We start from the raw sequence: 26,056 nt of genomic DNA, 5'->3' as shown, positions 1-26,056 counted from the left end.
GGCATCAGGTCCGGGTCATTGGGCAGGCGGTGAATTTCATCATGTCGCCCAAGGTGTGAATGACCTGCTTTAGCGCGTACTCCACCGCCGACACATCACCGGTAAACACCACCGCGCCGGTGAAGCGGTCGATAAAACCAATCTCAACCGCGCCGGATTTAGTGGCGATATCACTGGCAATAATCGAGGCCTCGCTCGGGGTGATGGTCAGAATGCCAATGGCGCTGCTGACATCGTTCAGCCCCAATTTCTTATAGAGCGCCTTATTGGGGTTGGCGATGAGATGCGCGAGGGTTATCTGTTTACCGGGAACATACTCCTGGATCACGCGCTCGGGGGTGCTGCTCTTCTCCATCATGCCTCCTGAACTAACTGACGCCACAGCGCCTCATGGGGACGGGGGATCAGGGTGCTGTAGACCAATAATCCCTTCTCACCGGCGCACTGGCTGGCAACCTCGACGGCGGTTTGCACATCGGCAATATCGCCGCTGAGCACTTGATAACATTTACCGCCGATACCAAAGGCCATATGGATGCGCACTAAAGTGACATTGGCGGCTTTAACCGCGCGGTCTGCGGCGGTGATGCAAGCCGCCACGCTCCAGGTCTCCACCACACCTGCCGCCTGCCGGCTTTCCACCCGATTCAGGCCACTGATAGCCGGTAACACTGACGGGTGCAGATTGGGCAGCACTATGCTATCGACCAATAAGTGACCGCTGTGCTTTTCGCCGCTCAGCACTGATTGGCTGACGGCCCCGATATCGCCACCCACCATCAGCAAATATTTGCCGGGGCAGAGGGTCTTACTGACCAGCAGGTGGACGTTGGCGCTTTTCAGCATCAGGTCGCAAACCTCCATCCCTTTGGCGATACTGCTTAACTCAACAATTCCAATGGCTTGAGACATGCTCACTCCTGTTAAATGCTGCGGCGAAGGGTGATGGCGTCGGCACTGATAGCCGTGACCACCCCCGCAATAGTGGCGTGCAGGGGGGCGCCCAAGGTGTTATTGGGGATCTGCCCGATAAGCTGGCCGTGCCTGACCGATTCACCGACGCTGACCACCGCCTCGGCAGCGGCACCGATATGCTGGCGCAGGGGCAAAATCACCTGTTGCGGCTGATACTCCAGCTCACTGAACGGGGCGGGCTGATACCAGTCGGTGAGATCCAGCCGCGCAATCAGCCGCGATATCGGCACCATGCGGTAATTCGCCATCGGGTCAGCCTCACGCAGCTCCCCTTGATAGCGTGCACCCTGTGCGCGCAACTGAGTTTTCAGCAGGCGATTAATGCGCATTGGCGAGATATCCACCGGACAGGCGTAGCTTTCACACAGCCCACACTCTGAGCAGGTCAGGGCGCTCAGCAAGATATCCGGCGTGGCAACCTGCTGATAGATAATCGCCCGCACCAACAGATGCGGCGGTAGCTCATGACCAATAAGGTGGCGCGGACAGAGTTCGGTACACATGCGGCACTGCTCGCAGACGGCGCGCGCGATGGCGAGCACATCCTGATCACTGCGGGTGCGGCGGGTGATTAGCAAGTGATTGGCGGGCAGTACCAGCAGGCCGCCAGTGGTTTTGGTCACCGGCTGATCGAGGTCGTGCAACGCATGGCCCATCATCGGCCCGCCATTGATGTAAGCGGGATTGTCGATGGTCGCGCCCCCGGCCAGTGCCAGCACTTCCCGCAGCGAGGTGCCGAGCGGCACGGTCAGGGTTAATGGGCGAGCCACGGCCCCATTGACGGTCAGTGTGCGGCGAGTGACCGGCCACTGCTGCTCCACTGCCCGCGCGACGTTGAGCAGGGTTTGCACGTTATTCACCACCACGCCAATACTGACCGGCAGGGCCGCGGGCGGAACTCGTCGACCCGTCGCCAGCCAGATAGTGATCACCTCATCACCGGCGGGGTAGACGTCGGGCAAGATATGCAGCCGGATCTGCGGCGGCAACAGTGGCGTCAGTGCCGCAATGGCTTCCACATATTTGGCTTTCAGCGCAATGATGCCTTCGCGTGCCCCGGTGGCTACCATGCCATAGAGCACACCGCGCACCAGCCGTGCGGCTTGACGCGGGATCAACTGCTGATCTACTTTCAGCATCGGCTCACACTCAGCGGCATTGACCAGAAAAATCTCAGCCTGCGCCTGTAGTTTTACCGCAGTCGGGAAACCGGCCCCGCCCGCACCGACCACTCCGGCATCGCGCACCCGCTGCTGAATAGTGGCGGCGTCACACAGCAACAGCTCACCGCAGGCGAGGGGGGGGCTTAGTCGTGGCGCGATGGGCATCTGTAGATCACTCATAAAGCGCCTCGACAATGGCACGGATATCTTTTTCATCCGCCGGGCGCGGGTTGGTGCGCAGGGTGACGTCTGCCAGTGCGGCGGTGGTGATCTCCGGAATACGCTGCTGCAACTGACGTTGGTTGACTTTCATCGCAGCCAGCGGCTGAGGTAATCCGCACTGGCGTTTCAGCTGCTCAATCTGATGGATCAGCTGATTCACCGCGTTGCGATCTTCCCCATTGGTGGGGCTGAAATGGCATAACTTCGCCAACCGCGCATAGCGTTTACGCGCCCGCGCGTCGGCCGCATTAAAGCGGATCACCGGGACTAACAGCAGTGCATTGGCTAAACCGTGAGCGATGTGGAACTGACCGCCCAGTTGATGGGCGATGGCGTGATTGATGCCCAATCCCGCCTGACTGAACGCCATCCCCGCCAGGGTGGAGGCGTTATGCATCTTGCCTCGGGTTATCAGGCAATCGCCTTGCCGGCAGGCGGTCGGCAGGTGGCGAAACACCAGCTGCACCGCTTTTTCCGCCAGCGCATCGGTAAAATCACTGGCGCGTGGCGAGACATAGGCTTCCAGCGCATGGGTCAGCACATCCAGCCCGGTATTGGCGGTGATAGCCGGTGGCACTGTAACCACCAGTGCCGGATCTAAAATGGCGATATCCGGGTAGATGTCATCATCAAACAGCGGATATTTAATACTTTTTTCCGGGTCGCTTATCACACAAGCGCTGGTGACCTCCGAGCCGGTGCCGCTGGTGGTGGGGATGGCGATGCAAGTTTCGATCTCCAGCCCCTGCTGGCGGCTAAACCAGACGATAGCTTTGGCGGCGTCCAGCGCTGAGCCGCCACCAAACCCAATCACCACATCGGGGCGCAGCGCTTGCATCTGCTCAATGCCCTTGACCACGGTGCTGATATTGGGGTCCGGCGTGATGTCGCTGAACAGGCTGATCTGGTTATCCGCCGCCAGCGCCGCTTTTAAGCAATTTAGTAGCGGCGAGGTGGCGAGAAAGCCGTCGCAGACAATCCAGATTTTGCGCTGATGAAAGCGTTGCAGCACATTGAGGCTGCCCTCCCCGCTATAGATGCGTGTTTGCAGGAAAAAACTCTTCATACGTCCTCGCTCAGCGAATGGAGAAACCGTTGGTCAGCACACAGCGACGTTGGCGTGCAAAGGTGCGGGCCGAGGTGGTGCCTTCGCCGGTTGGGGTGGCGATAGTAAAGGTGGTAAAGCCCTCGCCGCCGACGCCGATCCCCGCGTAAGAGGGGCCGTTTTTCACAAAAATGGAGGTCTGCAACAGGCGGGCCGCCAGATTTAGCCGCGAGACATTCTGCGAGTGCATGGTGGCGGTGTGATGCAGGCCGCCCTCCACTTGCAGCGCCAGTGTCAGAGCTGCATCAAAATCCTTTACCCGCACCACCGGTAACAGCGGCATCAGTTGTTCCGTGGTCACCAATGGATCATCACCGGCCACCTCCACCAGCAGCAGGCGCGGGGCTTTGGCTGGGCAAGTGAGACCGGCGGCTTTCAGCAATTCAAGCGGGCTTTTTCCCACCAGATTTTTGTTGGCGTGGCCTTGTGGTGTCAGGCAGGCTTTGCGCAGGCTATCGACCTCTTGCGGATGACTGATCAACAGCGCATCGAAGGCCTGCATCTGCTGCAATAGGCGATCGGCGACACTCTCCACCACAATCAGACTCTTCTCGGCGATGCAGGGCAGGTTGTAGTCGAAGGATGCGCCGGAGACGATATCTTGCGCCGCTTTCGCCAGTTCAGCGGTCTCATCCACCAGACAAGGTGGGTTACCCGCGCCCGCACCAATCACTTTTTTGCCGCTCTTCATGCCCATCGCCACAATGGCTGGCCCGCCGGTGATCGCCAGCAGGGCGATTTTGTCGTGGGCCATCATCTGTTGGGTGGCCTCGAAGCTCGGTTCTTGCACCGTCACCACTAAATTGCGGATGCCGCAACTGTTGAAAATGATCGCTTCGATCTGGGCGATAAGATCTAACGAGACCGCTTTGGCGCCGGGATGTGGGCTGAAATAGACCGCATTACCGGCCGCCAACATGCTGATGCTGTTATTGATAATGGTTTCAGTGGGGTTAGTGCTAGGGGCGACGGAACCAATGACGCCAAACGGCGAATATTCAAACAACACCATGCCGCCGTCGCCGGTTAGGGCGGTGGTGGAGAGATCTTCGATGCCGGGGGTATTTTCCAGCGCCGCCTTATTTTTCAGAAATTTATCCTCTTTATTGCCCATGCCGGTTTCACTGGCACCGCGCTCAGACAGTGAGGCCAACTGGGGTTTTAGCTGCTCACGTAGGGCGCTAATAATCGCGCTGCGGGTTTTCATCGGGCTTTGCTGATAGCGCAAAAACGCGCTGTGAGCGGCACTGACTGCTTCATCCACGCTGGCAAAAATGGCGCTGGAGGTGGACGCAGTAGCAGGCGTCAGTTGCTCGGTGAGGATAGTGCGAATGAGAGATTCAAGGTCATTGGTGTTCATTATTCATTCCTCAGATGTAAAGCCGATATGGCCGCTTCTGCTATGTGCATATCTTGTTCGACGCTACCGCCGCTGATACCTAAGCCGCCCACCAGTTGGCCGCTACGCCACAGTGGGTAGCCGCCACCAAAACTCACCACTTTGCCGCCGGTACTGGCTTCCAGTTGAAACAGATCAGCCCCCGGTTGTACGGCGCTGCTGAGTTGATGAGTGGCGGTTTTCAGGGCCACAGCGGTCCAGGCTTTTTTCGGTGCCAGTTCGCTGCTGACCAGTAAGGTATCGGGCATACGGTAGGTCATGATGGGGTTGCCGTGGTGGTCAGTCAGGGCCACAACCACGGCGATTTGTAATGTCATGGCGGCCTCAACCGCCAACTTAACCAACTGATGGACATCAGAAAAATCGAGTCCAGCGGTTGTCGACTGGGCCGCTTTCGGTGCGATGATAGGATGCGCCGTCTCGGTTGCCGCCAGATAACGGGCCAGCACGGTTTGCGCGGTCTGCTGCAACTGTTGGCGCTGATCTTCATCGCGGGCCAGTGCATACAGGCAATCGGATAAGCGGTTGAGATACTGCAACAGCACCGGGCGCACTGGCACCTGTTCAGCCAGCTCTATCAACCGCCGTTCACCGCGCCGCGCAAGGGTGCGGGCAAAATGCAGGCGGCTACCGGCTTCGGTATCACCGGGCAGAATAAAACCTTTTACCGGCGGCAACTGCGCCATGCAGCGGTCAACCGCCAACTCCAGCGCCTGAATATCTTGCTCGCTAATGCTTTTGCGTCCGACAGGCGGGGCTTCGATGCCAACACTGGCTAATTCAGCGCTGAAATAGAACAACTGATGTTGTACGGCATCCAGTAGCTGGCGGTTCTCCTCGCCTTGCGTCACACGGGCGCACAGGCTCAGCGCGGCGTTAAGTTCATCCAGCGTGCCGTAGGTCTCCACCCGCGGGTGGCTCTTTTTTACCCGTTGACCGGTGAACAGGGCAGTGGTCCCCGCATCGCCGGTTTTGGTATAGATGCTCATAAAATCACCGTTGACTCAGTCAGATCATTCATCAGTAAGAACACTCATCGACGATGGCGACAATCGCCAGATCGATGGCATCATTGGGTTCGGCAAAGACGCGTCTGGCACTGGAGCCTCCCGCCAGCAGCACCAGCTCTCCCTGACCCGCGCCGACGGAGTCGACCGCCACCTCATCCGGGGTTTTGCTGTCGGGTGGCAATGAGCCGTCACCGGCGACACGGCGCACCAGTAGCAGTTTCTTGCCAATCAGCGTCGGCGATTTTTGCGTTGAGACCACGGAACCTACCACTCTGGCCAGTTGCATGATTTACTCCTGCCTTAACAGTTGAATGTGACGGGCTGACAGGGTGTCCTGTGCCAGCGGTGTAACCAGCGTGTGGGCATCAATCAGCAGCCAGCCGGGGTCGAGGGTGGCAATATCCCGATAACTCAACACCTTGCCTGGGTGTAGCCGTACCGCGACCCCCTGACTGTCGCTAAAACTCAGCGGCAATGGGCGCAGTGCCGCGGCGGGCAGGGCGGCCAGCAGTTGGCGATGCAAACTGATATGCACTTTCATACCCCATGACCACGCCTCGTGCAGTGCCATGACAGCCGGGCAGTGGCTATCGGAGTGCGCCAGGCGGTGCATAAATGCCAGGTCCGGCAACATTAGATGTAGCGTGGCATGGTGCACGAAGACCCATGAGTCAAGCCCGGCGCGCAACTGAGGCAGCAGCACGGCGTGAACCCGGCGTTCGCGTTCGGTCAACCGCGTGACAATCTGGCTGACCAGTTGTTCGGTTTGCGCCTGAGTCAGATTCATGGCTGTGTTGTCCGTGGTGGCGTGAGCAGGGTGGCAAACGCCGCAGGATCATCCGCGCCTGCGGCATTGGCCTCGTCGGTGTCGATGTGCATCTCCAGTTTCATTTGCGGTGAAACGCGGATCGCCACATCATCCATAATCAGCCGGCGGCCACTGCCTTGAATCGCCACTTGTACCCGGTCACCGTGCTTGACCCGATAGATCAGGGCATCCAGCGGCGACATATGAATGTGCCGTAGGGCCACAATCACCCCATGGGGTAACTCCACTTCGCCATAGGGGCTGACCAGGCGGATAGCGGGTGTTCCCTCCAGATTGCCGGAGATGCGCAGTGGTGCATTGATCCCCAGCGTGCGGGCATCGGTGCGGGAGATCTCCACCTGACTTTGGCTGCGTAACGGCCCCAGAATGCGCACGTTTTTTAGGCTGCCTTTCGGCCCGACCAGGGTCACCGTCTGTTCGGCGGCATACTGGCCCGGTTGGAGCAGCGCTTTTTTCTCAATGAGCGGCTGCTCAGGGAACAGCCGTTGGTAGTCCTGCGCCGAGAGATGCAGGTGTCGGTTGGAAACCCCAAGTGGGATCGGACGAAGACGCATTTCGTCGAGGATCTTACTGACAACGGGTTCCAGTAACGCTTTTTCCATCAGACTTTTCCTCGTTTACCCAAGTGGATGCAGCGAAAGCGAGGCTCACCTTTATGGCGTCGGCAAGCCGGGTCGAGGCAGAGATTACAGCTCACACGAGGAGCTGATGGGGCCTCACTTTCTCTCTTGCTGTTATCTAAACTGTGATTGTCTGCGCTGCTGGTATCTATATCTGCCAATGTGCCGGGTGCATCGTCGGTGGCAGTGTCAGCCGTTGCAGGGGCATCGGCTTCCTCTGTCTCCTCTGTGGCGGGTGTCGCGGTCATCGCCTCCTCGGCACTGGCAATTCCTGCCGATTCGCTCGCTTTTTCAGCTTTAGCGGGCACTTCGACGGAGATTTCAGCGGCGGGTGCCTGCCAATAGGCCATCAGGCTATCTGCCGGACGAGCCAGTACTGCACGAGAAACCAAACCCTGATGCTGTTCGGCAAAGGCGGCACCGGTACTGATTGCCGCCTGAACTGAGGCCACATCACCGGTCAGGCGGATTAACATCCAGCCGGAGCCGTTGGTTTTTTCTATGCCGATCAGCTTGACGGAGGCGGCTTTCGCCATGGCATCCGCCGCGCCGATAGCCAGCGCTAGACCGCTAACTTCAAGTAAACCCAGTGACGTTTTCACGCTGTGCTCCTCGTCTTACCCTTAGGCAGAGGTCGGTAAAATGGCTTCTACATCACTGTGCGGGCGTGGGATCACATGGCAGGAGGTCAATTCACCTACCGCGCTGGCCGCCGCAGAGCCGGCATCGACGGCCGCTTTGACTGCGCCGACATCGCCGCGCACCATTACCGTCACCAGGCCGGAGCCGATTTTTTCGTAGCCCACCAGTTGGACGTTGGCAGATTTGACCATGGCGTCAGCCGCTTCGATGGCTGCCACCAGACCTTTGGTTTCGATGAGTCCAAGTGCATTGTTCATAAATTTGATTTCCTTGTTATAAAGTAAGGGCTATCGCGGTAACGCCCTTCGATTTGGGGGGATCACTTAAACGGTAAACCTTTCACTAACCGGGCGGCGTTGTTACCGAGCCGCCGTAATTGCGCTTCGTCTTGCCCCCGCGACTGCCGAAATAGCGGGCTGGCGGGAGGTAAATGACGGAAATGCACTAGCACTTCGTCGGCAGAACAGGCCAGCCCCACCAGTAATGGGGAGCGGGTGGCGGCCTGCCAGGCGCGTTGTGTTGCATCGCCGTCGTCGTCTTGTTGCCACTGCCAGGGAATGCCCTCTTCTTCGATACCCAGCAACACTTGATGCCATACGGCTTCCGGTGTTGGCGTGGTGAGGCTTATCACGATTGCCGGGGCGTCATGGGTGAAGTTCATCAGTGACTCTCCCGCTGATAAGCCAAAATCAGGCCAGTTGCTACGGCATTACGTGGGCCTTCACTGGCGCGGATATTGCCGCGGCCCGCCACCAACTTGTAGTGGGAGAGGGCGTCGGTGACCAATTGCGGGATCTCGAAGTCCAGCGACGAGCCGCCGACCAGCACCACGAAGGGGATATCGCGGATATTGCCGGTTGGGCTGACCTGACGCAGAGCGCGCAGTGCATTAGTGACAAACACCCGCTGCTTGGCGGAGCGGCGAATATTGCGGACTTTTTCCAGCGCGTAATCGCCCGGCAGTGGCACTAAACCTTCCGGTTTGACCACCACCAGTCGGGCAAAAACTTCTGGTGCCAGCGGTTGTGGGAAGAACTGAACGCTGCCATCTTCGTGGCGCAGATGGAACAGACTTTCCACTTTGGCGAGCGGGTACTTTTTGATCTCTTCGGCCAGATAGCGGTCTTGCAGATCCAGTTCTGAGGCGATGATCATCGTCACCATGTCGCCCGCCCCCGCCAGATGAGTGGCGACGATTTGGCCTTGAGCATTGATGATGGAGGCATCGGTAGAACCCGCTCCCAGGTCGAGGATGGCGAGTGGCCGTCGCGTCCCTGGTGTGGTTAGCGCGCCGAGTATCGCCGCTTCGGCTTCCGCCCCCCCGACCTGTACATCAATGCCCAAGGTTTTTTCGATCTCACTGGCGATATGCGCCATTTGCAGGCGGTCAGATTTCACCATTGAGGCGATACCGACCGCTTGCTCAAGGGAGAACTCGCCCGCCAGACCGCCAATGACATTGACGGGTACTGCCGTGTCGACGGCGAGCAAGTCTTGAATGAAGATCTCACTGGTCGGTTTGTTGGTCAGTTCGGCCATGGTCTGGCGCACGTGTTCGAGCATACCGCCGATATTAGTGCCTGCTTCACCGCTGACATTATCCAGATGGCGGAAGCTGTTAACCGCCGTCATAATGGTTTCACTGCCGGTGGCGACATCCACCCGCACTGTGCGGCCATCGGCGAATAGCTCCAGATGACCCGCCGGAATGGAGCGCGCTTTCACGTCCCCTTCCGGCGTCTTCACCACCACCGCTGAACGGGTGCCAATCAAGGCGCGCGCCACCGGAACAATGTTTTTGGTCTCTTCGGCACTGAGTTCAAATACCGTGGCAATGCCATAGGGGTTAGAGAGGGTTTCAATCACCTGACCCGGCATGGCAACTTCCACCGCCGCCAACATGCCCATCGGGATACGGTCGATATGCAGCACCTCATCGACGATCGGCAGTGGGTGGGCGAGGCGGTTACTGACCAACACACCATCGTCTCGTTGCAAGATAATCGCCGTGATGCGGTATCCGGCCCCATTGGCGGCATTGACTACCGCCGCAACATCAGCAAAATCGACCGCCGATGGCACCACCAGAATGTAGGGTTGGGCAGGGTCTCGGGTGACCAGCTCATCAAGGGTGATGGTCAGTCCGACCCCCAGCCCCAGCCCACCGGGGGTTTTCGGGTTGTGGCCAATCATGGTGGATTCAGTGATGATGGTTTCAGTGATGGTTTCCATCGCCACATCGCCAATCACCGGGGTTGCCTCGTTGATGCGGATCAGACTGATATCGCCTAGTGCAATACCGGCCTTTTCCACCAACATTGCCAGCGCTTTATTGATGCCGAAAATGTTGCGTTGCGTTCCCTTGATACCGGTTGTTTCGGTCAAGGCGCTGGTGACAAACTGCAACTGACCGTCAGCCGCGCATTGTGCCAATGCCACTTCCGTTGATGAGTTACCGATATCCACACCGACGATGTAATCCATATTCGATCCTTAAATGACCAACCATTGATTAATCCAGACTGCTGACAAACCCCGTCGCCTCGATCTGGAGCGAAGAGGATAGGCAGAAGAGTAAAGCGTCCGCGCCAGGGATGGCGCGGCTCGAGCCATCAGGGACGATTTTACGGCGTCTTTACGATCTGCCTGTTCTCTCCGCCATGGGCACATTGTCATCAACCTCTGAGAAATTGATTAATCGTCGCCTTTTAGCTTCTTGCGCTGGACATACAAAACGGCAGCTTCGCGCACGAAGGCGGCGCAGATAGTCGCTTGGTAGGTTTTTTCCAGATCATCTGCTATGGCGTTCAGCTCCTCTTTGCTCGAGCGGAAAGGGCGCAGGGCGTTGTAGATATCCAGCACCTTGTCATCCGGTACTGCGGTCAACTCAGCGGCGCGCTCGAAGTTCATGGCCAGCAGCGGGCGGCCCGCGTCTTTGGCTATAGAAGCTTGAATGCGCAGGATTTCCGGGGTAATACGCAAATCCTGTGAGGTGACACTGCCGTTCAACACGTTAGCCAGCGTCAGATCATCCAACGTTTTATTGGTGGCGGTTTTCACCCAATCAGGGTGTTTGTTCGCCAGTGGATAATCTGAGACTTTGGCATCACTGCGCGAACTGGCCGCCGGTGCTGAAACCGCCGCCGTCTGGCCTTGCAGGCTGTTCATCTTGTTCAGCACATCGCGAACCATGGATTCAATAGCTTCGGAATTCATTGTGTTTTCCTTTGTTAAAGCGCTACCCGGAGTTCCTGAGGATTCTTGCCGGTCACCACATATTTGGTTTCTTTAATGTGCAGAATCGCTGATTTAGCCTGATATTTTGGCCGTGCCATCTGGTCATTCAGGGTCGGCACCGGTTGTGGTGACTCCCGTTTGGCGTAGCGTGCTGCGTTTTTACCAATCAGGCGGTAGGTTTCCAGCGTCAGCAGTGGTGCCTGCGGGAACAACTCCAGATTGGATAGTGGCGGCAGACCCTGCTGATGAATGACCGTCGTGCCTTTAGATTGAATGCCGATAGAGATGCCAGATCCGCTCAGGCGGTTGCCCTCTACCGCGACAAAGGCTACATCGGAGGATTTAAAGCAGCGGATCACCCGCGCTTTGATGCCCTCCTCTTCGATACCGGCAATTAGCTCGCGCAGAATGTTTTTGTGCGGGATGCCGACGATGTTGGCGGTTTGCGACAGACCAAATGCCGGGCCGACCGCAATGATCACCTCATCCTGATTGCTGCCAGGGCGGGCTTCCCCCACTTCGGTGAGGAAATCCCCAGATGTCACGGCCATTGCAGGCTGAGACTCTTGCTTAAAGGAGACGCTGTTTTTGTCTCCCTGCATTTCCTGCAGTACGCCTTCGATAATTTGGCGTAACAGTTTTTCGTTAATATCGACCATCTCGTGAACCCCTTAGCCAAGCTCATTCGGATCAAGCGCGTTTGGAATGTTTTTGATCTCTTCCCAACGTGCACCTTCCAGCCGATAACCGGTAGCTGGACCCGCGTAGTCATTGACGTCATTCACCGCTGACAGCACTTGGTTGTCACCTTTGATGATCGCCGAGGTGTGCAGGTAGTCACCGGCAATTTTGGCTTTCTGGATGTTGAGCATGTCTTGCGCCACATCTTCAAAACCGCCTTGTGCCAATGCCTTAACCACTTCCAGACCGGTGCGGTTTTTGCTGATGATCTCCTGAGCGAACTTGATGTCTTCGACAATGTTACGTTCCGGCATATCTTTCGAGCCGTGGGCATAAGTGGCAGCAATCACTTCTTCGTCAGTGATTGGCGGCAGACCCATACCGGCGAACACCGCTTGCAGGGCGCGCGCGGCTTTATTACGAATCGCCACCACGTCAGCTTCCAGCACCGGGCGCAGACCACCATCCACTTTTAGATCGCGCTGCAACACGTTGTAGTCATCAAAGTCTTCGGCGTCTTCGTTGGAGCCTGCGAACATGTTGTCGTAGTTCGGCACCGCAGAATAACCAGAGGAGATAAAGTCAGTCCCCGGCAGGAACTGCATCAGCAGGCGTGCGGTACGACGCATATCGGAGTGGGTAAAGGTCTGGTCGTTACTGGAGGCACACTCCAAATCCAGCGCCGAACAGATCAGGTTTTCTGCCAAAATGGCACGGATACCTGATGGCACCGCCGATGGCACACCGACGCAACTGACGGAGCCGTTTTGCAGCCCTTGAACCCCAGCCGCTTTGGTGATGTAGATGCAGCGGGCTTCCAGATAGAGCATGGATTTACCCTCGGCGTAGCCCATTTGGACTTCGGAACCGGAGCCAGAGGTAAAGCGCATTTTCAAACCGCGTGATGCATAAGAGGAGGCGAGGAAGCCTTTCGACCATGGGGTGTCATCGCCGTCGGTAAATACCGGTTCAGTGCCGTAGACCGAAATGGTTTCGGCATAACAGGTGTGGCCTAACATCCCCAGTTTCAGCTCGGTGGCTTCTTCCAACGAACATTGGGTCAGTACACCGGGGCGGCCCACTTGCGATCCGACCAGCAGCGCGATGGCGTTGAAGGGGGCGTAACGGGCGACGGCGACGGTGGTTTCCTGCTCGTCGAAGCCACGGAATGCCCCTTCGGCAGCATCAGCGGCAATCTGCACCGGGTTATCTTTCACGTTGGTGACGTGAGCTTGTTGTGATGGGGTACGACGTGCGCGCATTTTCTGCATCGACATCATCATTTCCACCACATTCATATGGGAAACCACCTCGACGATTTTGGCCGGCGTCATGGCGGTGGTCAGTGGCACAATGGTGCGGCGCGACACATTTGGGTCACACAACATATTGGCCAGCTTGATGGAATCCATCTTCATCACTTCTTCCGCGTGGTCCAGATTGATACCGTAGCGGGCGATAAAGTGATCGATCAGGTCGAAACTGCTCTGTGGTTTGCCATCTAGCTCGGTGACCACACCGTTGACTATCTTGATGGAGGGTTTAGGATCGTTCGGGCTTTCCATGGCAATAAAGCCTTCCTCGATCCACTCTTTGACAAAACCGTCCTGATTAACCGGGCGTTTCGCCAATGCTTCAAATCTTTTCGATTTCATGAAACAGCCTCGCTGTGGCGTCAGATATAAGAAGGGCGGTCGTTTTTCGGTTCAGAACCTAAGGTTCCTAATACCGTTTTGCCGATCTCACGGGCAGAAATCACTGCCTGACGGACTGCGCCAGAATCACCGGAGATAACCAGAATCACTTCGTTACTGAAGCTGGTGCCTTGTGCCGGCGAGCTGTACGCCACCACGTCAACATTGGCAGATTTCACCGCAGTATCGGCCATCAGCACGCCAATTGAAGCTGGCGCACCGACTATCACGCCACAAGAGCGGCCCAGTGGCGCGCCGAAGGCTTTTTCCAATGCATGACTGGCGCGGGCGCTGTATTGCAGCTCAATGTGGCCCGCTTCATTGGCGTAAACGTCGCCGAATGTCCGATCCAGCTCTTTCAGTGCCACTTCCACGGCGCGTTTGACGTCAGAAACATCATCACCGCCGAAGATAATCAGCGAGCCATGACCGGCACCGCCTTTGGTATCGCGGGGTAACTCAATACTGACCACTTCGGTATTGGTGGCTTTTACCGCTTCATCGGCCGCCATAATGTGTGGGCCTGCACCCGTACGCGCGCCCAGAATACCGATGGAGCGATAGCGTTTTTCCAGCTTCATTGCGTCTAGCAGGGCGCTATCGACGTTGGCTATCACCAGTCCGACCGTGTCACCGATCGCGGTTCCAACAAATTCCGTTAAACTGCAAGTTTTCTCAGCCATAGCCGTATCTCGTTGTTTATGAGAGGGTTGCGTAGAAGACGCCGGAGCGTGCTCACTGACTTTCGCTATCACCTGCGCCATGATTTGGTCGACCAGGTCATTGCTTTTCATTCGTTATTTCCCTTTGATAAGCTGCCCTTTGGTAACCGGCCCTTGGGTAAAAAAGCCTCGACATCGGTATGTGGGCGCGGAATAACGTGGGTTGATCTCACTTCGCCCACTTTTGCGGCCGCGCTGGCACCGGCATCGGTGGCCGCTTTAACCGCCCCGACATCACCGCGGACGATAACGGTCACCAGACCCGAGCCGATCTTTTCGTAGCCCACTAACGTCACATTGGCCGATTTCACCATGGTGTCAGCGGCCTCAATGGCCGCGCTCAACCCTTTGGTTTCCACCATTCCTAGTGCTTCTTGTTGCATAAATACCTCGACGGAATATCAGGAGCCTTGTTCTGGCTTGAAATGTCATGCTGAAATATTGAATTGTCAGGTTCGTGCTGAGAACGAATATACAAACAAGCAATGAAAAAGAATGGCTGTATTGAATTTACTGGCAGGAATGGTTAGCGACTAAATAACAAAATATTGTCATCATAATGGGCTAATGGAGTGTTTTTTATAGGTATTTCACTTCTCTTTCATGGTAATAACTGGTTATTGAATATTCAGAATTACAATTAAGTAGGTGACGGCGCGTATTTATTTTGCTAATCACGCGCCTGCCCAGTAAATAAAGTGTCTGGCTGTGCGCATTAAATATCAAGCGATGGGTGTGGGGATGTTATCGGCAAAAGTGCGAGCCTGATAACAATAATAGAAAGAATAAACAGCAAGAAAGTCACATTGGTGAATAAAGCATAAAAGTCTCTATTTACACGGGGTTGATCCTAATTTAGTCGATAGCAATGACAATAATTTGTTATTGAGAGTCTAGTTTTTATTTAATGAATCACCAATCACGACAACACTTTCATTTTGCGTCTCTTTATAGTGGCTGAGTCAAGGGCCGTGCATTACTTCATCTACTTTTGGGTAGATTGATCATAATAATCACAAGCAGGGTAACTCTATGAACGATTCACTCAAAGCTCAGTGTATTGCGGAATTCCTCGGTACTGGGCTGTTTTTGTTTTTTGGTATTAGTTGTCTGGCGGCACTGAAAGTGGCGGGGGCCAGTTTTGGTTTATGGGAAATATGTATCGTGTGGGGGCTGGGGATTTCACTGGCAGTCTACCTAACCGCAGGTATTTCCGGCGCTCATCTCAACCCGGCCATTACCATTGCTTTATGGCTGTTTGCTTGCTTCCCAGGCCCTAAAGTCATTCCTTACTCTATTGCACAAGTCGCGGGTGCTTTTGGCGGCGCGGCACTATCCTATATGCTGTATCACAACTTATTTACTGATTTTGAAACCGCACATCAAATGGTGCGCGGCAGCATGGAAAGTCTGCAATTAGCCAGTATTTTCAGCACCTTCCCATCACCAGCAATTAGTGTATGGCAGGCCGCATTTGTTGAAATCGTCATCACCTCGATTCTAATGGGGCTGATTATGGCCCTGACCGATGATGGTAATGGGGTGCCGCGTGGCGCATTAGGGCCATTATTGATTGGTATTCTGGTGGCGGTGATCGGCGCATCTACCGGCCCATTAACCGGTTTTGCCATGAATCCGGCGCGTGATTTCGGCCCTAAATTATTTACCTTCTTTGCTGGCTGGGGAAAAATCTCCATGACCGGTGGCCGCGATATTCCCTATTTCATCATCCCCATTGTGGCCCCTATTATTGGTGCTTGCCTGGGTGCGGCGGTCTATCGTTTCTTTATTGGCAAAAACCTGGCATGCAATAGCTGTAAATTAGAGGATGAGGAAGCCACTCATTAGTCGTATGTCAGTTAACGCGGTCTCCTCATCTTACAACTGCCGCTTTGTCGTTAGATGAGGAAATTTCGTGATCCATTTACCTTAATGGATCATTTATTATCCCCAGTGGATTATGACTCTGGTAAGGTGAATTGTTATTTGTATCATTTCACCGGAGAGTCAACCTTCACAGGGAAATAGGCTTTTTCTCCTTGCTAACGGGAATGAAAATATAACAATGCATTAACATATTAAACATCACAGGGATGAGTTATAGCAGCAAACAAAATCTTAATAACAATAAATTAAAATTAACTGAGAGGTTTTATCATGATTTCTGCCAGTTCTCTAAACTCAGAGCTCATAAATAAAATCGCACAGGATTTTGCTCAGGCAACCGGATTGGCAGTGGTCGTGGTCAATATTCACGGCGAAGAGATTTCCGACTTATTTAATTTCACCCCGTTTTGTCAATTGATGCGCCAGGACCCGGTTAACCACCTTCGCTGTCGAATGAGTGATCGCTGCGGCGGCCTTGAAGCCTCGAAATCCAATGAGCCATGTATCTACCGCTGTCACGCCGGGTTGACGGATTTTTCTATCCCACTGGTGATTGCCGGCCATTTAGTGGGTTTCGTTCTATGTGGTCAGGTGCGGCTGCACTCTGATGTTTATCTAATTGATATTTTGAATGTTGATAACCACTGGCAGCAGGATCCAGCACTGATGGATGAGTTCCATAATGTGCCAATAATGGATTTCTCGCGGGTGATCGCCTCTGCGGATTTACTGAAGCTGATTGTCGAAAATTGCCTGAAAAAACACCTCAATTTTGTGGTAATTAATGACAATATGGGCAGCAAAGAGCCTGGCAAGATACGGCCTGTCCATCCACATGACAGCAAAATGAAGAAAGTATTACGCTATATCGATACCCATCTATCGGAGGAGCTGCGGCTAGAGGATGTGGCGAGCAAGGTCTATCTCAGCCCCTATTACTTCAGCAAATTATTTAAAAAATATCAGGGTATCGGGTTTAATGCCTGGGTGAATCAGCAAAGGATGGCCAATGCCAGAGAGATGCTGCAACACAGCGATTGGAGCATTGCCAGCATCGCCAAGAATCTGGGTTTTTCGCAAACCAGCTATTTCTGCAAGGTGTTCCGTCAGACCTATAATGTAACACCGCAGGTATTTCGTTCACGTTCATCCGATCGTAGCGAAATGGAATAATTGCTATTGAGTTAATATTATTCAATCTTGCCATGAGTTTTGATTTTCTATATTAAAAAACAAAATAAAAATTAACTATTTAAAATAATTAATGACAATATTTTGTTATCATTAAAATGACGATTAATGGTTTAACTTGCTGTTTTTAAATGATGTGTAAGGTTATGATGACAATATTTTGTTGTGCAGATGCAAGAAAATCATCACCAAAAAATGAAATTCACCATTTTTTCTGAACAGAAAGGCGTATATTAATTTTATAGCACGCTAATAAGATACCAATTAATAAACGTACTGTTATAACAGTGTAAATAAAGAGATAAATTAGATAACGAAATAAGAAATTAAGTAACAGAAACAGATAAAGCTGATAGGTGGGGAAATGTATCGAATGGGTCGTAAACGGCGTGAGCCGTCGGAGTGCCCATCAGTACAGTCGCCCCGCCAGACGTCGAGCGATAAATTGATTTGTTACTAATTTCAGAGCAATTTTTTATATACCGAAATGGTCATGTTATGTGCAAAAGCATAACTGGGAAGGGGGTGACAATCCCCCGCAGCCCCCGCTGCTGTGATGCCGACGAACCCGCTGTTACCACTGATCCATCGGATTGGGAAGGTTGCGGGGGAGAATGACGCTAAGCCAGAAGACCAGCCAGATCGGTAAAAGATATTCAACTCCTTCGGTGGGAAGCGGGTTGTCATCAGATGCGCGCAGCGGTGACGTTGCGTAGACGCACCTTTTTGACACTGCATATCCCGCTTGAAATGGCGGGATTTTTTATGCAACGGTCAGGCAAACACGCTTTTATTATCGCGGGCACCGGCAGCGGATGTGGCAAAACCACCGCGACGCTGGGTATCCTGCGCGCCTTGATTAATCGTGGATTAGCGGTGCAGCCGTTCAAGGTGGGGCCGGATTACCTCGATACTGGCTGGCATACCGCCGTCAGTGGTGTGACGTCACGCAATCTTGATGCCTTTATGTTGCCCACCGCCACCCTCAATGGGCTGTATAAGCAGCATATGCGCGATGCCGATGTGGCGGTAATTGAGGGCGTGATGGGGTTATATGATGGCTACGGCACTGACCCCGACTATTGCAGCAGTGCCGCGATGGCCAAGCAACTGGGCTGTCCGGCAGTCTTGCTGGTGGATGGCAAGGCGGTATCGACCTCAGTTGCCGCCACCGTGATGGGTTTCAAGCAGTTTGACCCCAATTTGGTGATTGCCGGGGTGATAGTGAACCGCGTCAATTCTGACCATCACTATCAGCTGCTGCGCCACGCCATCGAACACTATTGCGGTATTCCGGTATTGGGGCGTTTGCCGGTGATGGATGATGTGGCGCTGCCATCGCGCCATCTAGGACTGATCCCGGCGCAACCGTGCGGCGAGGCGATGCGGGGTAAAAACCGGCAGCCCGATAGCGACCCTCGCTGGCAGCGACTGGCACAGCAGATTGAGGCAACCCTGGATCTCGACCGGTTATTGGCGCTGACCCACTGCTCAGCGCTGCCCGCAGGCACCCCACCTGAATTACCTCCCCGGATACTGGCCGAGGGCCTGACACTGGCCCTCGCCGAGGATGAAGCCTTCAATTTCTACTATCCCGATAATCTGGATCTGCTCGAGCAGGCCGGGGTGCGCATCCAACGTTTTAGCCCACTGCATGACCACCAGTTGCCCGCGTGCCAAATGATCTATCTGGGCGGCGGTTATCCGGAGATCCACGCCGCCAAATTGGCAGCCAATACGGCGATGCGCGGGGCGTTACAGCAGGCTCACCGCCAACAGATCCCGCTGTACGGCGAGTGTGGCGGCTTGATGTATCTCGCCGATGGCTTAACCGACCAACAGGGGCAGCGCCATCCGATGGTGGGGATTTTGGCCGGCGAGAGCCGGATGGGAACACGGCTGACCCGCTTTGGCTACTGTCAGGCCGAGGCCCGCAGCGATACCTTATTGGCGGCGCAAGGCGAGATCCTGCGCGGCCATGAATTCCATTATTCCGATTTTATCAGCCCACTGACGCCGGTATTTGATAGCAGCAAGTGGCGCGATGGGATGGAAATCCAGCGCTGGCAAAGCGGCTATCAGGTGCAGCGCACCCAAGGCAGCTACCTGCATATCCATTTCGCCCAACGCCCCGGTTTATTGAATGGCTGGCTGAGCGCTGCCCGGAGCCTGCTATGACTCTCGCCGCCTGGTTTGTTGCTTTTTTGCTCGATAACTGGCTCGGCGACCCGCCACACTGGCCGCATCCGGTGCGCTGGATTGGTAATCTGATCACCTTGCTGCAACGGGCGATCCGTGCCGTTTGCCGTAGCGAACCGGCGCTGAAGTGGGGCGGTGCGGTGCTGTGGCTGCTGGTGGTGGGGGTGACCTGGCTGGTGAGCTGGGGCTTTTTATCGCTGATGACGCACATTCACCCCTGGCTTGGCTGGCTGGCGCAGGTGTGGATGGTTTACACCCTGCTGGCGGGGCGCTGCCTGAGTGATGCGGCACTGCGGGTGTTTGATGCGCTGCAACATGGCTCGCTGGCACAGAGTCGCGAAAAGCTGTCATGGATTGTCGGGCGCGATACCTCGCAACTGGAGAGACCGCAGATTACCCGCGCGGTGGTGGAGACGGTGGCTGAAAACAGTGTCGATGGTGTGATTGCGCCGCTGTTTTTCCTGATGTTAGGCGGCCCACCACTGGCGATGGCCTACAAAGCGGTCAATACCCTCGATTCGATGGTCGGCTACAAAACCCCGAAATATCGGGCGATTGGTTATGTGTCGGCACGGATGGATGATCTGGCGAACTGGCTGCCAGCGCGTCTGAGCTGGTTATTGCTCAGTGCAGCGGCGTGGTTAATTCAGGCCGATTATCGGCAGGCGCTGCGCATTGGTTGGCGCGATCGCTATCAACACGCCAGCCCAAACTGCGCGTGGTCGGAAGCCACGGTGGCCGGTGCACTGGGGCTGCGCCTCGGCGGCCCGAATGATTACTTTGGCGAGCGGGTAGAGAAACCCTGGATTGGTGATGAGCGGCGCGAAGTCGCACTCAATGACATTCCGCGCAGCATCCATCTGATGCTGATGGCATCACTGCTAGCCCTTTTACTGTTTGCTCTGCTCCGCCTGCTGCTGGTCGGCATTTAACAAGGATAACCTGATGAATTATATAAAAAACCCGCAACAGATCGAGCAAAACAGTTTTGTGATTATCGGCGATATCATTGCTGAGCAGCGGCCTGATTATCACTTTGCCAGTGAGATGCATGAAGCGGTGATCAAACGGGTTATCCATACCACGGCCGATTTTGACTGGCTGGATATTCTGCACTTCTCGCCACAGGTGCTGAGCCACATTACAGCGGGCATCCAACGGGGCTGCACCCTCTACACCGACACCACCATGGCGATGTCCGGCATCAATAAAACGTTACTCAAGCAGATGGGCTGTGAATGCCGCTGCTATATCAGTGATCCTCGGGTGGTAGAAAGTGCGCCGCGACAGGGCATAACCCGCTCGATGGCGGCAGTGGATGTGGCGCTGGCGGAAACGGGCGAAAAACTGTTTGTGTTCGGCAATGCACCCACGGCGCTGTTCCGCCTGCTGGAGCGGCAAGCAACCCCGGTGGCGGTGATTGGCGTGCCGGTCGGTTTTGTCGGCGCGGCTGAATCCAAAGATGCCCTGGCGGCAAGTGACCTGCCCTGCATCGCGGCACTGGGACGCAAAGGCGGCAGTAATGTGGCAGCCGCCATCATCAATGCCATCCTCTACCAGCTGCGGGGGGCGCTATGAGTGATGTTGCCCTGAGTGACAATCAAGAGCGGCAAAATCAGCCATTGGATAGCATTTGGCATAATGGCAAGGCGTATCGCAAGGGCTACACCACCGGCTCCTGTGCTACTGCGGCGGCGAAAGTGGCGGCGCTAATGGTGTTGCGCCAGCAAGTGATTGATCAGATTTCCATTGTCACCCCTTCCGGCATCACCTTGAGTCTGAATGTCGAACAACCACTGATTGAGGGTCAGCAAGCCACGGCGGCAATCCGCAAAGATGGCGGTGATGATGTCGATGCCACCCACGGTATGCTGATTTTCGCCCGTGTGACCCTCACCGAACAGAGTGAAATCACCCTGCGCGGCGGCGAAGGGGTGGGCACGGTCACCCGCAAAGGCATTGGCCTGCCGGTGGGTAGCTGCGCCATTAATCGCACCCCCCGTCAGACCATCGAGGCAGCGGTGCGCGAGGTTATCGGCCCATTGCGCGGCGCGACAGTTGAGATTTTTGCGCCGGAGGGAGAGGCGCGGGCGAAGAAAACCTACAACGGACGGCTGGGGATCCTTGGCGGCATCTCCATCATCGGCACCACCGGCATTGTGACGCCAATGTCGGAGGAGAGCTGGAAACGCTCACTAGCGCTGGAGCTGGAGATGAAGCGGGCAGCGGGAGAAGAGCGGGTGATTCTGGTGCCGGGTAACCACGGCGAGCGCTTTGTCCGCGAGCATCTGGGCCTGGATAGCCAGCGGGTGGTCACCATGAGCAACTTTGTCGGCTACATGTTGCAAGAGTGTGTGCGGCTGGGTTTTCGCCGCGTGCTGCTGGTGGGGCATCCCGGCAAATTGGTTAAAGTCGCCGCCGGTATCTTCCACACCCATAGCCATATTGCCGATGGGCGCATGGAAACACTGGTGGCCAATCTGGCGCTGATGGGCGCACCCCATACGCTGTTAGTTGAGGTTAATCAGTGCGATACCACCGAGGCCGCCATGGAGCTGATTGCAGCGCAGGGCTGGCAGGGGGTCTACAGCCGCATTGCTGAACGCATTTGTGAAAGAATCGCCGAGATGATGCGTTTTTCGGTAAATCCGCCACAGTGCGACGCCATTTTATTCTCTTTCGATAATCAGGTGCTGGGTAGCAGCCGACCACTGGATGAGATCCTAGAGGCGCTACGATGATTACCGTGGTGGGTATTGGCCCTGGTGATACCAAACATCTGACCCCAAGTGCGCTGCGGGCCATCGATCAGGCCGAAGTGCTGGTGGGCGGCAGACGCCATCTGGCGACCTTCAGCGGTCATGGCCGCGAAACCCGCGTGCTGGATGCCGATCTGCTGGGTCTGCTGGAGTGGCTGGATAGCAATAAACAGCGCGCCATTGTGGTGCTGGCCTCAGGTGATCCGCTGCTGTTCGGCATTGGCAAATTGCTGGCGGCCAACTTCAGCGCCGACCAACTGCATATCGTCCCCGGCATTAGTGCCATTCAATATCTGTGCGCCAAAGTGGCGCTGGATATGAATGACCTGTTCCTCACCAGCAGCCATGGGCGAGAGCCAGATTTTGACTGGATATTCCAGCACGACAAAGTGGCGATGGTGACCGACGCTATTATCGGCCCGCGCGCCATAGCCGATGCGCTGCAACAACGCGGCCTCGTCCGCAGCCTGATTATTGGTGAAAACCTCTCCCAGCCCAACGAACGTATTCACCGCCTGTCGGTGGATCAAGTGGCGGCCCGTTACGACATGAATGTGGTGGTGATCCTCAATGAGAGATGAGATTTTTTTTCGTGGGCAAAGCGTCCCGATGACTAAAGAGGCGGTACGCGCACTGGCGCTGGAACGGCTGGAACTGACCACTGCCGCTCACCTGATTGATGTCGGCGCGGGAACCGGCAGTGTGGCGCTGGAAGCGGCACTGCGCTTCCCCGATTTACGGGTGACAGCCATTGAGCGCAATCCGGCGGCACTTGAGCTGATTTATGAAAACCGCCAGCGGCTGGGGTGCTGCAATGTTGAGATCATCGCCGGCGTGGCCCCAATGCCTCTGCCAGATAGCGCCGATGCCATTTTTATCGGCGGCAGCGGCGGCCACTTGACCGCGCTTATCGACTGGGCGCTGATGATGCTCAACCCCGATGGGCGTTTGGTATTGACCTTTATTCTGCTCAACAACCTGAATGATGCATTGAGCCACTTACAGAGCTGTGCGGTTAGCCAGTTGGATTGCGTGCAGTTGCAACTCGCCAGCCTGACGCCTCTGGGCAGCGGACACTATTTTAAACCTAATAATCCTACTTATCTTATTTCCTGCCACAAGGAGGCGCGCAATGTCTGAGCATCCTAATACCGCATCAACATGGGATACGCAAAAAGTCTGGTTTGTCGGGGCCGGGCCGGGTGACAAAGAGCTGATCACGCTAAAAGGCTACCGCTTGCTGCAACAGGCGCAGGTGGTCATCTATGCTGGATCGCTGATCAATACCGAGCTGCTGGAGTATTGCTCGCCACAGGCAGAGTGCCACGACAGTGCGGGCCTCAATCTGGCACAGATCATCACTCTGATGGTGGAGGGGGTGCAGGCGGGCAAATTGGTGGTGCGGCTACAAACCGGTGACCTCTCACTGTATGGCTCGATTCGTGAGCAGGGTGAAGTCTTGGCTGAACATGGCATTGGTTTTGTGTCGGTGCCGGGGGTCAGTGCCTTCCTCGGCGCAGCGGCACAACTGGGGGTGGAGTACACAGTACCGGAAGTGGCGCAGAGCCTGATTATTACCCGCATCGAGGGGCGCACGCCAATGCCGCCGCTGGAGCAGTTGGAAGCCTTCGCTGTGCATCAAACGTCGATGGCTATTTTCCTCTCGGTACAGGAAGTGGGTAGTGTCGCCGAGCGCTTAATTGCCGGCGGCTATCCCGCCACCACCCCGGTCGCGGTGGTGTACAAAGCCACTTGGGCTGAAAGCCGCACCGTGCGCGGCACCCTGACAGATATCGCCGAGTTGGTGCGTGCCGCTGCAATCAATAAAACCGCGCTGATTTTGGTAGGGGCCTTCCTGGGGGATGAGTACCACTACTCCAAACTTTATGACGCGGGGTTTAGCCATGAATACCGTCAAGCCTGAATCGATCGCGGTATTTTGCCTGACCCCCGGTGGAGTGCGGCTGGCGCGGCGCTTGCAAACCCATTTACCGCTGAGCTGTTTTACCAGTGACAAGCTGCTGGAGCCGGGCTTCCTGCCGTTCAATGGCAGTTTTGGCGAGACAATGCGCGAGGCGTTTAAGCAGTACTCGGCGCTGGTGGTGGTCGGGGCCATTGGCCTGACGGTGCGGGTCGTTGCGCCATTGGTGAATGACAAAATGACCGATCCTGCGGTAGTGGTGATTGATGAGCGCGGGCAGCACGTCATCAGCTTGCTATCGGGCCACGTCGGCGGTGCGAATACGCTAACCCGCTATCTGGCGGGCATTTTGGGGGCGGACCCGGTGATTACCACCGCCACAGACGTCAACGAAATGGCAGCGCTGGACACCCTCGCAAACCAGCTGGATGCCGAAATGCAGGATTTTCGCCACGCGGTCAAAGTGGTCAATCAAATGCTGGTTAGCAGCCAAAAAGTGGGGCTGTGGTGGGACACGCCGCTGCTGGCTGAACGGACGCGCTGCGACACCCGAGGTTTTCTCCCCGTTGACTCGCTGGACGATTTACCGCCACTGGATGCCCTGGTGTGCATCACCCTGCGCGACAGCCTGCCGCTCTTGGCCGGGCAACAGCTCTCTCTGCCGGTCTACAAACTGGTGCCGCGCCGCGTGGTGGCGGGTATCGGTTGCCGCCGTGCCACCTCGCTGCAAACGCTGGTGGAACTGCTGCAACAGCAAATGGCAGAAAATCACTTTGATCTCATGGCGCTACGGGCCATTGGCAGTGTCACCATCAAAAAAGATGAACCGGCGCTCCATCAGCTCGCGCAGTGCTGGCGTGTGCCATTCGAACTGTTCAGCGTCGGCGAACTGAGCCGCCATGAACAACGTTTCCCTGCTTCTGAATTTGTCCGCCAAACGGTGGGGGTCGGCAGCGTTTCACAACCCGTCGCCTGGCTAATGAGCGACGGTAAATTGGTTGGCAATACTCTGCGTCAGCAGGGCGTCACCATCACTCTGGGAGTATCGCATTAATGTTAACCGTGATTGGCATCGGGCCGGGCAGTGAATCGATGATGACGCAGGAGGCCATTGCGGCTATCCAGGAAGCTGAAATTATCGTCGGTTATAAGACCTACACCCATCTGGTCAAGTCGATGACCATGGATAAGCAGGTGATCAAAACCGGCATGTGCAAAGAGATTGAGCGCTGCCAGGCGGCTATCGATCTGGCGCTAGCGGGCCATAAGGTGGCACTGATCAGCAGCGGCGATGCCGGTATTTATGGTATGGCGGGGCTGGTGCTGGAGTTGGTTACGCAACAGCAGTTGGAGCTGGAAGTGCGGTTGGTGGCGGGGATCACCGCCAGTATTGCGGCGGCTTCACTGCTTGGCGCGCCACTGATGCATGACTTTTGTCATATCAGCCTGAGTGATTTGATGACCCCATGGGCGGTGATTGAAAAACGCATTATCGCCGCCGCACAGGCCGATTTTGTGATCTGCTTCTACAACCCCCGCAGCCGTGGCCGCGAAGGGCATTTGGCGCGCGCCTTTGAGTTAATGCAGCCGTGGAAAAAAGCCACAACGCCAGTGGGGGTGGTGAAAGCGGCCGGGCGTAAAAAGCAGGATAAATGGCTAACCACCTTGAGTGAGATGGATTTTGAGCCAGTGGACATGACCAGTTTGGTGATTGTTGGTAATCAGGCCACCTATTGCCGCAACGGGCTGATGATCACCCCTAGGGGCTACTCATTATGACCGGGCATTCACTGTGATAGG

At 55.7% G+C, this 26,056-nt stretch carries 29 protein-coding genes and 1 riboswitch; of the genes, 11 read left to right on the top strand and 18 right to left on the bottom strand.

All coding sequences use genetic code 11. The features are described 5' to 3' along the window. Positions 1 to 4: 4 nt before the first annotated feature. The 18 genes from pduU to pduA form a co-directional block, all read right to left on the bottom strand. On the bottom strand, positions 5 to 355 hold the full coding sequence (pduU, locus tag AACW11_RS14440; protein WP_032813079.1) for a propanediol utilization microcompartment protein PduU: 351 nt from the start codon (positions 353 to 355) through the stop codon (positions 5 to 7). Continuing rightward, a complete protein-coding gene (locus AACW11_RS14435; RefSeq protein WP_212584568.1) occupies positions 355 to 912 on the bottom strand; it encodes a BMC domain-containing protein in 558 nt (185 codons plus the stop codon). The genes pduU and AACW11_RS14435 overlap by 1 nt, the downstream gene beginning before the upstream one ends. An 11-nt stretch (positions 913 to 923) precedes the next feature. Next, complete coding sequence (locus tag AACW11_RS14430; RefSeq protein WP_249192735.1) at positions 924 to 2,318, bottom strand: 4Fe-4S dicluster domain-containing protein; 1,395 nt, start codon at positions 2,316 to 2,318, stop codon at positions 924 to 926. Beyond that, positions 2,311 to 3,426, bottom strand: coding sequence for a 1-propanol dehydrogenase PduQ (locus AACW11_RS14425; RefSeq protein WP_212584567.1), 1,116 nt, complete (start codon positions 3,424 to 3,426; stop codon positions 2,311 to 2,313). The genes AACW11_RS14430 and AACW11_RS14425 overlap by 8 nt, the downstream gene beginning before the upstream one ends. A 10-nt stretch (positions 3,427 to 3,436) precedes the next feature. Beyond that, positions 3,437 to 4,825, bottom strand: coding sequence for an aldehyde dehydrogenase family protein (locus AACW11_RS14420; protein WP_212584566.1), 1,389 nt, complete (start codon positions 4,823 to 4,825; stop codon positions 3,437 to 3,439). After that, positions 4,825 to 5,853 (bottom strand): cob(I)yrinic acid a,c-diamide adenosyltransferase, encoded by a 1,029-nt coding sequence (locus tag AACW11_RS14415; RefSeq protein WP_212584565.1) that lies wholly within the window; start codon positions 5,851 to 5,853, stop codon positions 4,825 to 4,827. The genes AACW11_RS14420 and AACW11_RS14415 overlap by 1 nt, the downstream gene beginning before the upstream one ends. A 31-nt stretch (positions 5,854 to 5,884) precedes the next feature. Then, positions 5,885 to 6,160, bottom strand: a complete 276-nt coding sequence (locus tag AACW11_RS14410; RefSeq protein ID WP_004873635.1) for a EutN/CcmL family microcompartment protein — start codon at positions 6,158 to 6,160, stop codon at positions 5,885 to 5,887. A 3-nt stretch (positions 6,161 to 6,163) separates the two neighbouring features. After that, positions 6,164 to 6,661: a microcompartment protein PduM gene (pduM, locus tag AACW11_RS14405; protein WP_212584564.1), complete on the bottom strand. Its 498-nt coding sequence runs from the start codon at positions 6,659 to 6,661 to the stop codon at positions 6,164 to 6,166. Then, the gene (locus AACW11_RS14400; protein WP_212584563.1) at positions 6,658 to 7,305 is read right to left on the bottom strand and encodes a phosphate propanoyltransferase; all 648 of its coding nucleotides are present in this window, start codon (positions 7,303 to 7,305) and stop codon (positions 6,658 to 6,660) included. Before AACW11_RS14400 ends, pduM begins: the two co-directional genes overlap by 4 nt. Further along, positions 7,305 to 7,925 carry a BMC domain-containing protein gene (locus tag AACW11_RS14395; RefSeq protein WP_212584562.1) on the bottom strand — a complete coding sequence of 207 codons (621 nt, stop codon included), beginning with the start codon at positions 7,923 to 7,925 and terminating at the stop codon, positions 7,305 to 7,307. Before AACW11_RS14395 ends, AACW11_RS14400 begins: the two co-directional genes overlap by 1 nt. 21 nt (positions 7,926 to 7,946) lie before the next feature. Next, positions 7,947 to 8,222: a propanediol utilization microcompartment protein PduJ gene (gene pduJ, locus AACW11_RS14390; RefSeq protein WP_005274628.1), complete on the bottom strand. Its 276-nt coding sequence runs from the start codon at positions 8,220 to 8,222 to the stop codon at positions 7,947 to 7,949. 62 nt (positions 8,223 to 8,284) lie between these two features. Then, complete coding sequence (locus AACW11_RS14385) at positions 8,285 to 8,626, bottom strand: glycerol dehydratase reactivase beta/small subunit family protein (RefSeq protein ID WP_212584561.1); 342 nt, start codon at positions 8,624 to 8,626, stop codon at positions 8,285 to 8,287. Beyond that, complete coding sequence (locus AACW11_RS14380; protein WP_212584560.1) at positions 8,626 to 10,449, bottom strand: diol dehydratase reactivase subunit alpha; 1,824 nt, start codon at positions 10,447 to 10,449, stop codon at positions 8,626 to 8,628. Before AACW11_RS14380 ends, AACW11_RS14385 begins: the two co-directional genes overlap by 1 nt. Before the next feature lie 210 nt (positions 10,450 to 10,659). Further along, positions 10,660 to 11,181 carry a propanediol dehydratase small subunit PduE gene (gene pduE / locus AACW11_RS14375; RefSeq protein ID WP_212584559.1) on the bottom strand — a complete coding sequence of 174 codons (522 nt, stop codon included), beginning with the start codon at positions 11,179 to 11,181 and terminating at the stop codon, positions 10,660 to 10,662. Between the two features lie 14 nt (positions 11,182 to 11,195). Next, entirely contained in the window at positions 11,196 to 11,861 is a 666-nt protein-coding gene (locus tag AACW11_RS14370; protein ID WP_212584558.1) for a propanediol/glycerol family dehydratase medium subunit, read from the bottom strand. Between the two features lie 12 nt (positions 11,862 to 11,873). Next, the gene (gene pduC / locus AACW11_RS14365; RefSeq protein ID WP_005274619.1) at positions 11,874 to 13,538 is read right to left on the bottom strand and encodes a propanediol dehydratase large subunit PduC; all 1,665 of its coding nucleotides are present in this window, start codon (positions 13,536 to 13,538) and stop codon (positions 11,874 to 11,876) included. 20 nt (positions 13,539 to 13,558) lie between these two features. After that, entirely contained in the window at positions 13,559 to 14,371 is an 813-nt protein-coding gene (gene pduB, locus AACW11_RS14360) for a propanediol utilization microcompartment protein PduB (protein ID WP_032813071.1), read from the bottom strand. After that, a complete protein-coding gene (gene pduA, locus AACW11_RS14355) occupies positions 14,368 to 14,682 on the bottom strand; it encodes a propanediol utilization microcompartment protein PduA (RefSeq protein ID WP_212584557.1) in 315 nt (104 codons plus the stop codon). Before pduA ends, pduB begins: the two co-directional genes overlap by 4 nt. 649 nt (positions 14,683 to 15,331) lie before the next feature. Between pduA and pduF the strand changes: the two genes are divergently transcribed. From pduF to AACW11_RS14300, 11 genes are all read left to right on the top strand, one after another. Next, a complete protein-coding gene (gene pduF, locus AACW11_RS14350; protein WP_212584556.1) occupies positions 15,332 to 16,147 on the top strand; it encodes a propanediol diffusion facilitator PduF in 816 nt (271 codons plus the stop codon). A gap of 309 nt (positions 16,148 to 16,456) precedes the next feature. Continuing rightward, complete coding sequence (gene pocR, locus AACW11_RS14345; protein ID WP_212584555.1) at positions 16,457 to 17,359, top strand: transcriptional regulator PocR; 903 nt, start codon at positions 16,457 to 16,459, stop codon at positions 17,357 to 17,359. Between the two features lie 489 nt (positions 17,360 to 17,848). After that, positions 17,849 to 18,033, top strand: a riboswitch (cobalamin riboswitch). 109 nt (positions 18,034 to 18,142) lie between these two features. Continuing rightward, positions 18,143 to 19,555 carry a cobyrinate a,c-diamide synthase gene (locus tag AACW11_RS14340; protein WP_212584554.1) on the top strand — a complete coding sequence of 471 codons (1,413 nt, stop codon included), beginning with the start codon at positions 18,143 to 18,145 and terminating at the stop codon, positions 19,553 to 19,555. Next, positions 19,552 to 20,508: an adenosylcobinamide-phosphate synthase CbiB gene (gene cbiB / locus AACW11_RS14335; RefSeq protein WP_212584553.1), complete on the top strand. Its 957-nt coding sequence runs from the start codon at positions 19,552 to 19,554 to the stop codon at positions 20,506 to 20,508. Before AACW11_RS14340 ends, cbiB begins: the two co-directional genes overlap by 4 nt. Positions 20,509 to 20,521: 13 nt before the next feature. Then, a complete protein-coding gene (locus AACW11_RS14330; RefSeq protein ID WP_212584552.1) occupies positions 20,522 to 21,154 on the top strand; it encodes a cobalt-precorrin-8 methylmutase in 633 nt (210 codons plus the stop codon). Further along, the gene (gene cbiD / locus AACW11_RS14325) at positions 21,151 to 22,317 is read left to right on the top strand and encodes a cobalt-precorrin-5B (C(1))-methyltransferase CbiD (RefSeq protein WP_212584551.1); all 1,167 of its coding nucleotides are present in this window, start codon (positions 21,151 to 21,153) and stop codon (positions 22,315 to 22,317) included. Before AACW11_RS14330 ends, cbiD begins: the two co-directional genes overlap by 4 nt. Next, positions 22,314 to 22,916, top strand: coding sequence for a cobalt-precorrin-7 (C(5))-methyltransferase (locus AACW11_RS14320; protein WP_212584550.1), 603 nt, complete (start codon positions 22,314 to 22,316; stop codon positions 22,914 to 22,916). Before cbiD ends, AACW11_RS14320 begins: the two co-directional genes overlap by 4 nt. Continuing rightward, the gene (locus tag AACW11_RS14315) at positions 22,906 to 23,475 is read left to right on the top strand and encodes a decarboxylating cobalt-precorrin-6B (C(15))-methyltransferase (RefSeq protein WP_212584549.1); all 570 of its coding nucleotides are present in this window, start codon (positions 22,906 to 22,908) and stop codon (positions 23,473 to 23,475) included. Before AACW11_RS14320 ends, AACW11_RS14315 begins: the two co-directional genes overlap by 11 nt. Next, positions 23,468 to 24,259, top strand: a complete 792-nt coding sequence (locus tag AACW11_RS14310; RefSeq protein WP_212584548.1) for a cobalt-precorrin-4 methyltransferase — start codon at positions 23,468 to 23,470, stop codon at positions 24,257 to 24,259. The genes AACW11_RS14315 and AACW11_RS14310 overlap by 8 nt, the downstream gene beginning before the upstream one ends. Further along, complete coding sequence (gene cbiG / locus AACW11_RS14305) at positions 24,240 to 25,310, top strand: cobalt-precorrin 5A hydrolase (RefSeq protein ID WP_212584602.1); 1,071 nt, start codon at positions 24,240 to 24,242, stop codon at positions 25,308 to 25,310. Before AACW11_RS14310 ends, cbiG begins: the two co-directional genes overlap by 20 nt. After that, positions 25,310 to 26,035, top strand: coding sequence for a precorrin-3B C(17)-methyltransferase (locus AACW11_RS14300; RefSeq protein WP_212584547.1), 726 nt, complete (start codon positions 25,310 to 25,312; stop codon positions 26,033 to 26,035). Before cbiG ends, AACW11_RS14300 begins: the two co-directional genes overlap by 1 nt. The last annotated feature ends 21 nt before the right edge of the window (positions 26,036 to 26,056 follow it).

The organism is Yersinia sp. Marseille-Q3913 (assembly GCF_963892745.1).
GTDB lineage: Bacteria > Pseudomonadota > Gammaproteobacteria > Enterobacterales > Enterobacteriaceae > Yersinia > Yersinia bercovieri.
This window is presented reverse-complemented; position numbering and strand designations above follow the sequence as displayed.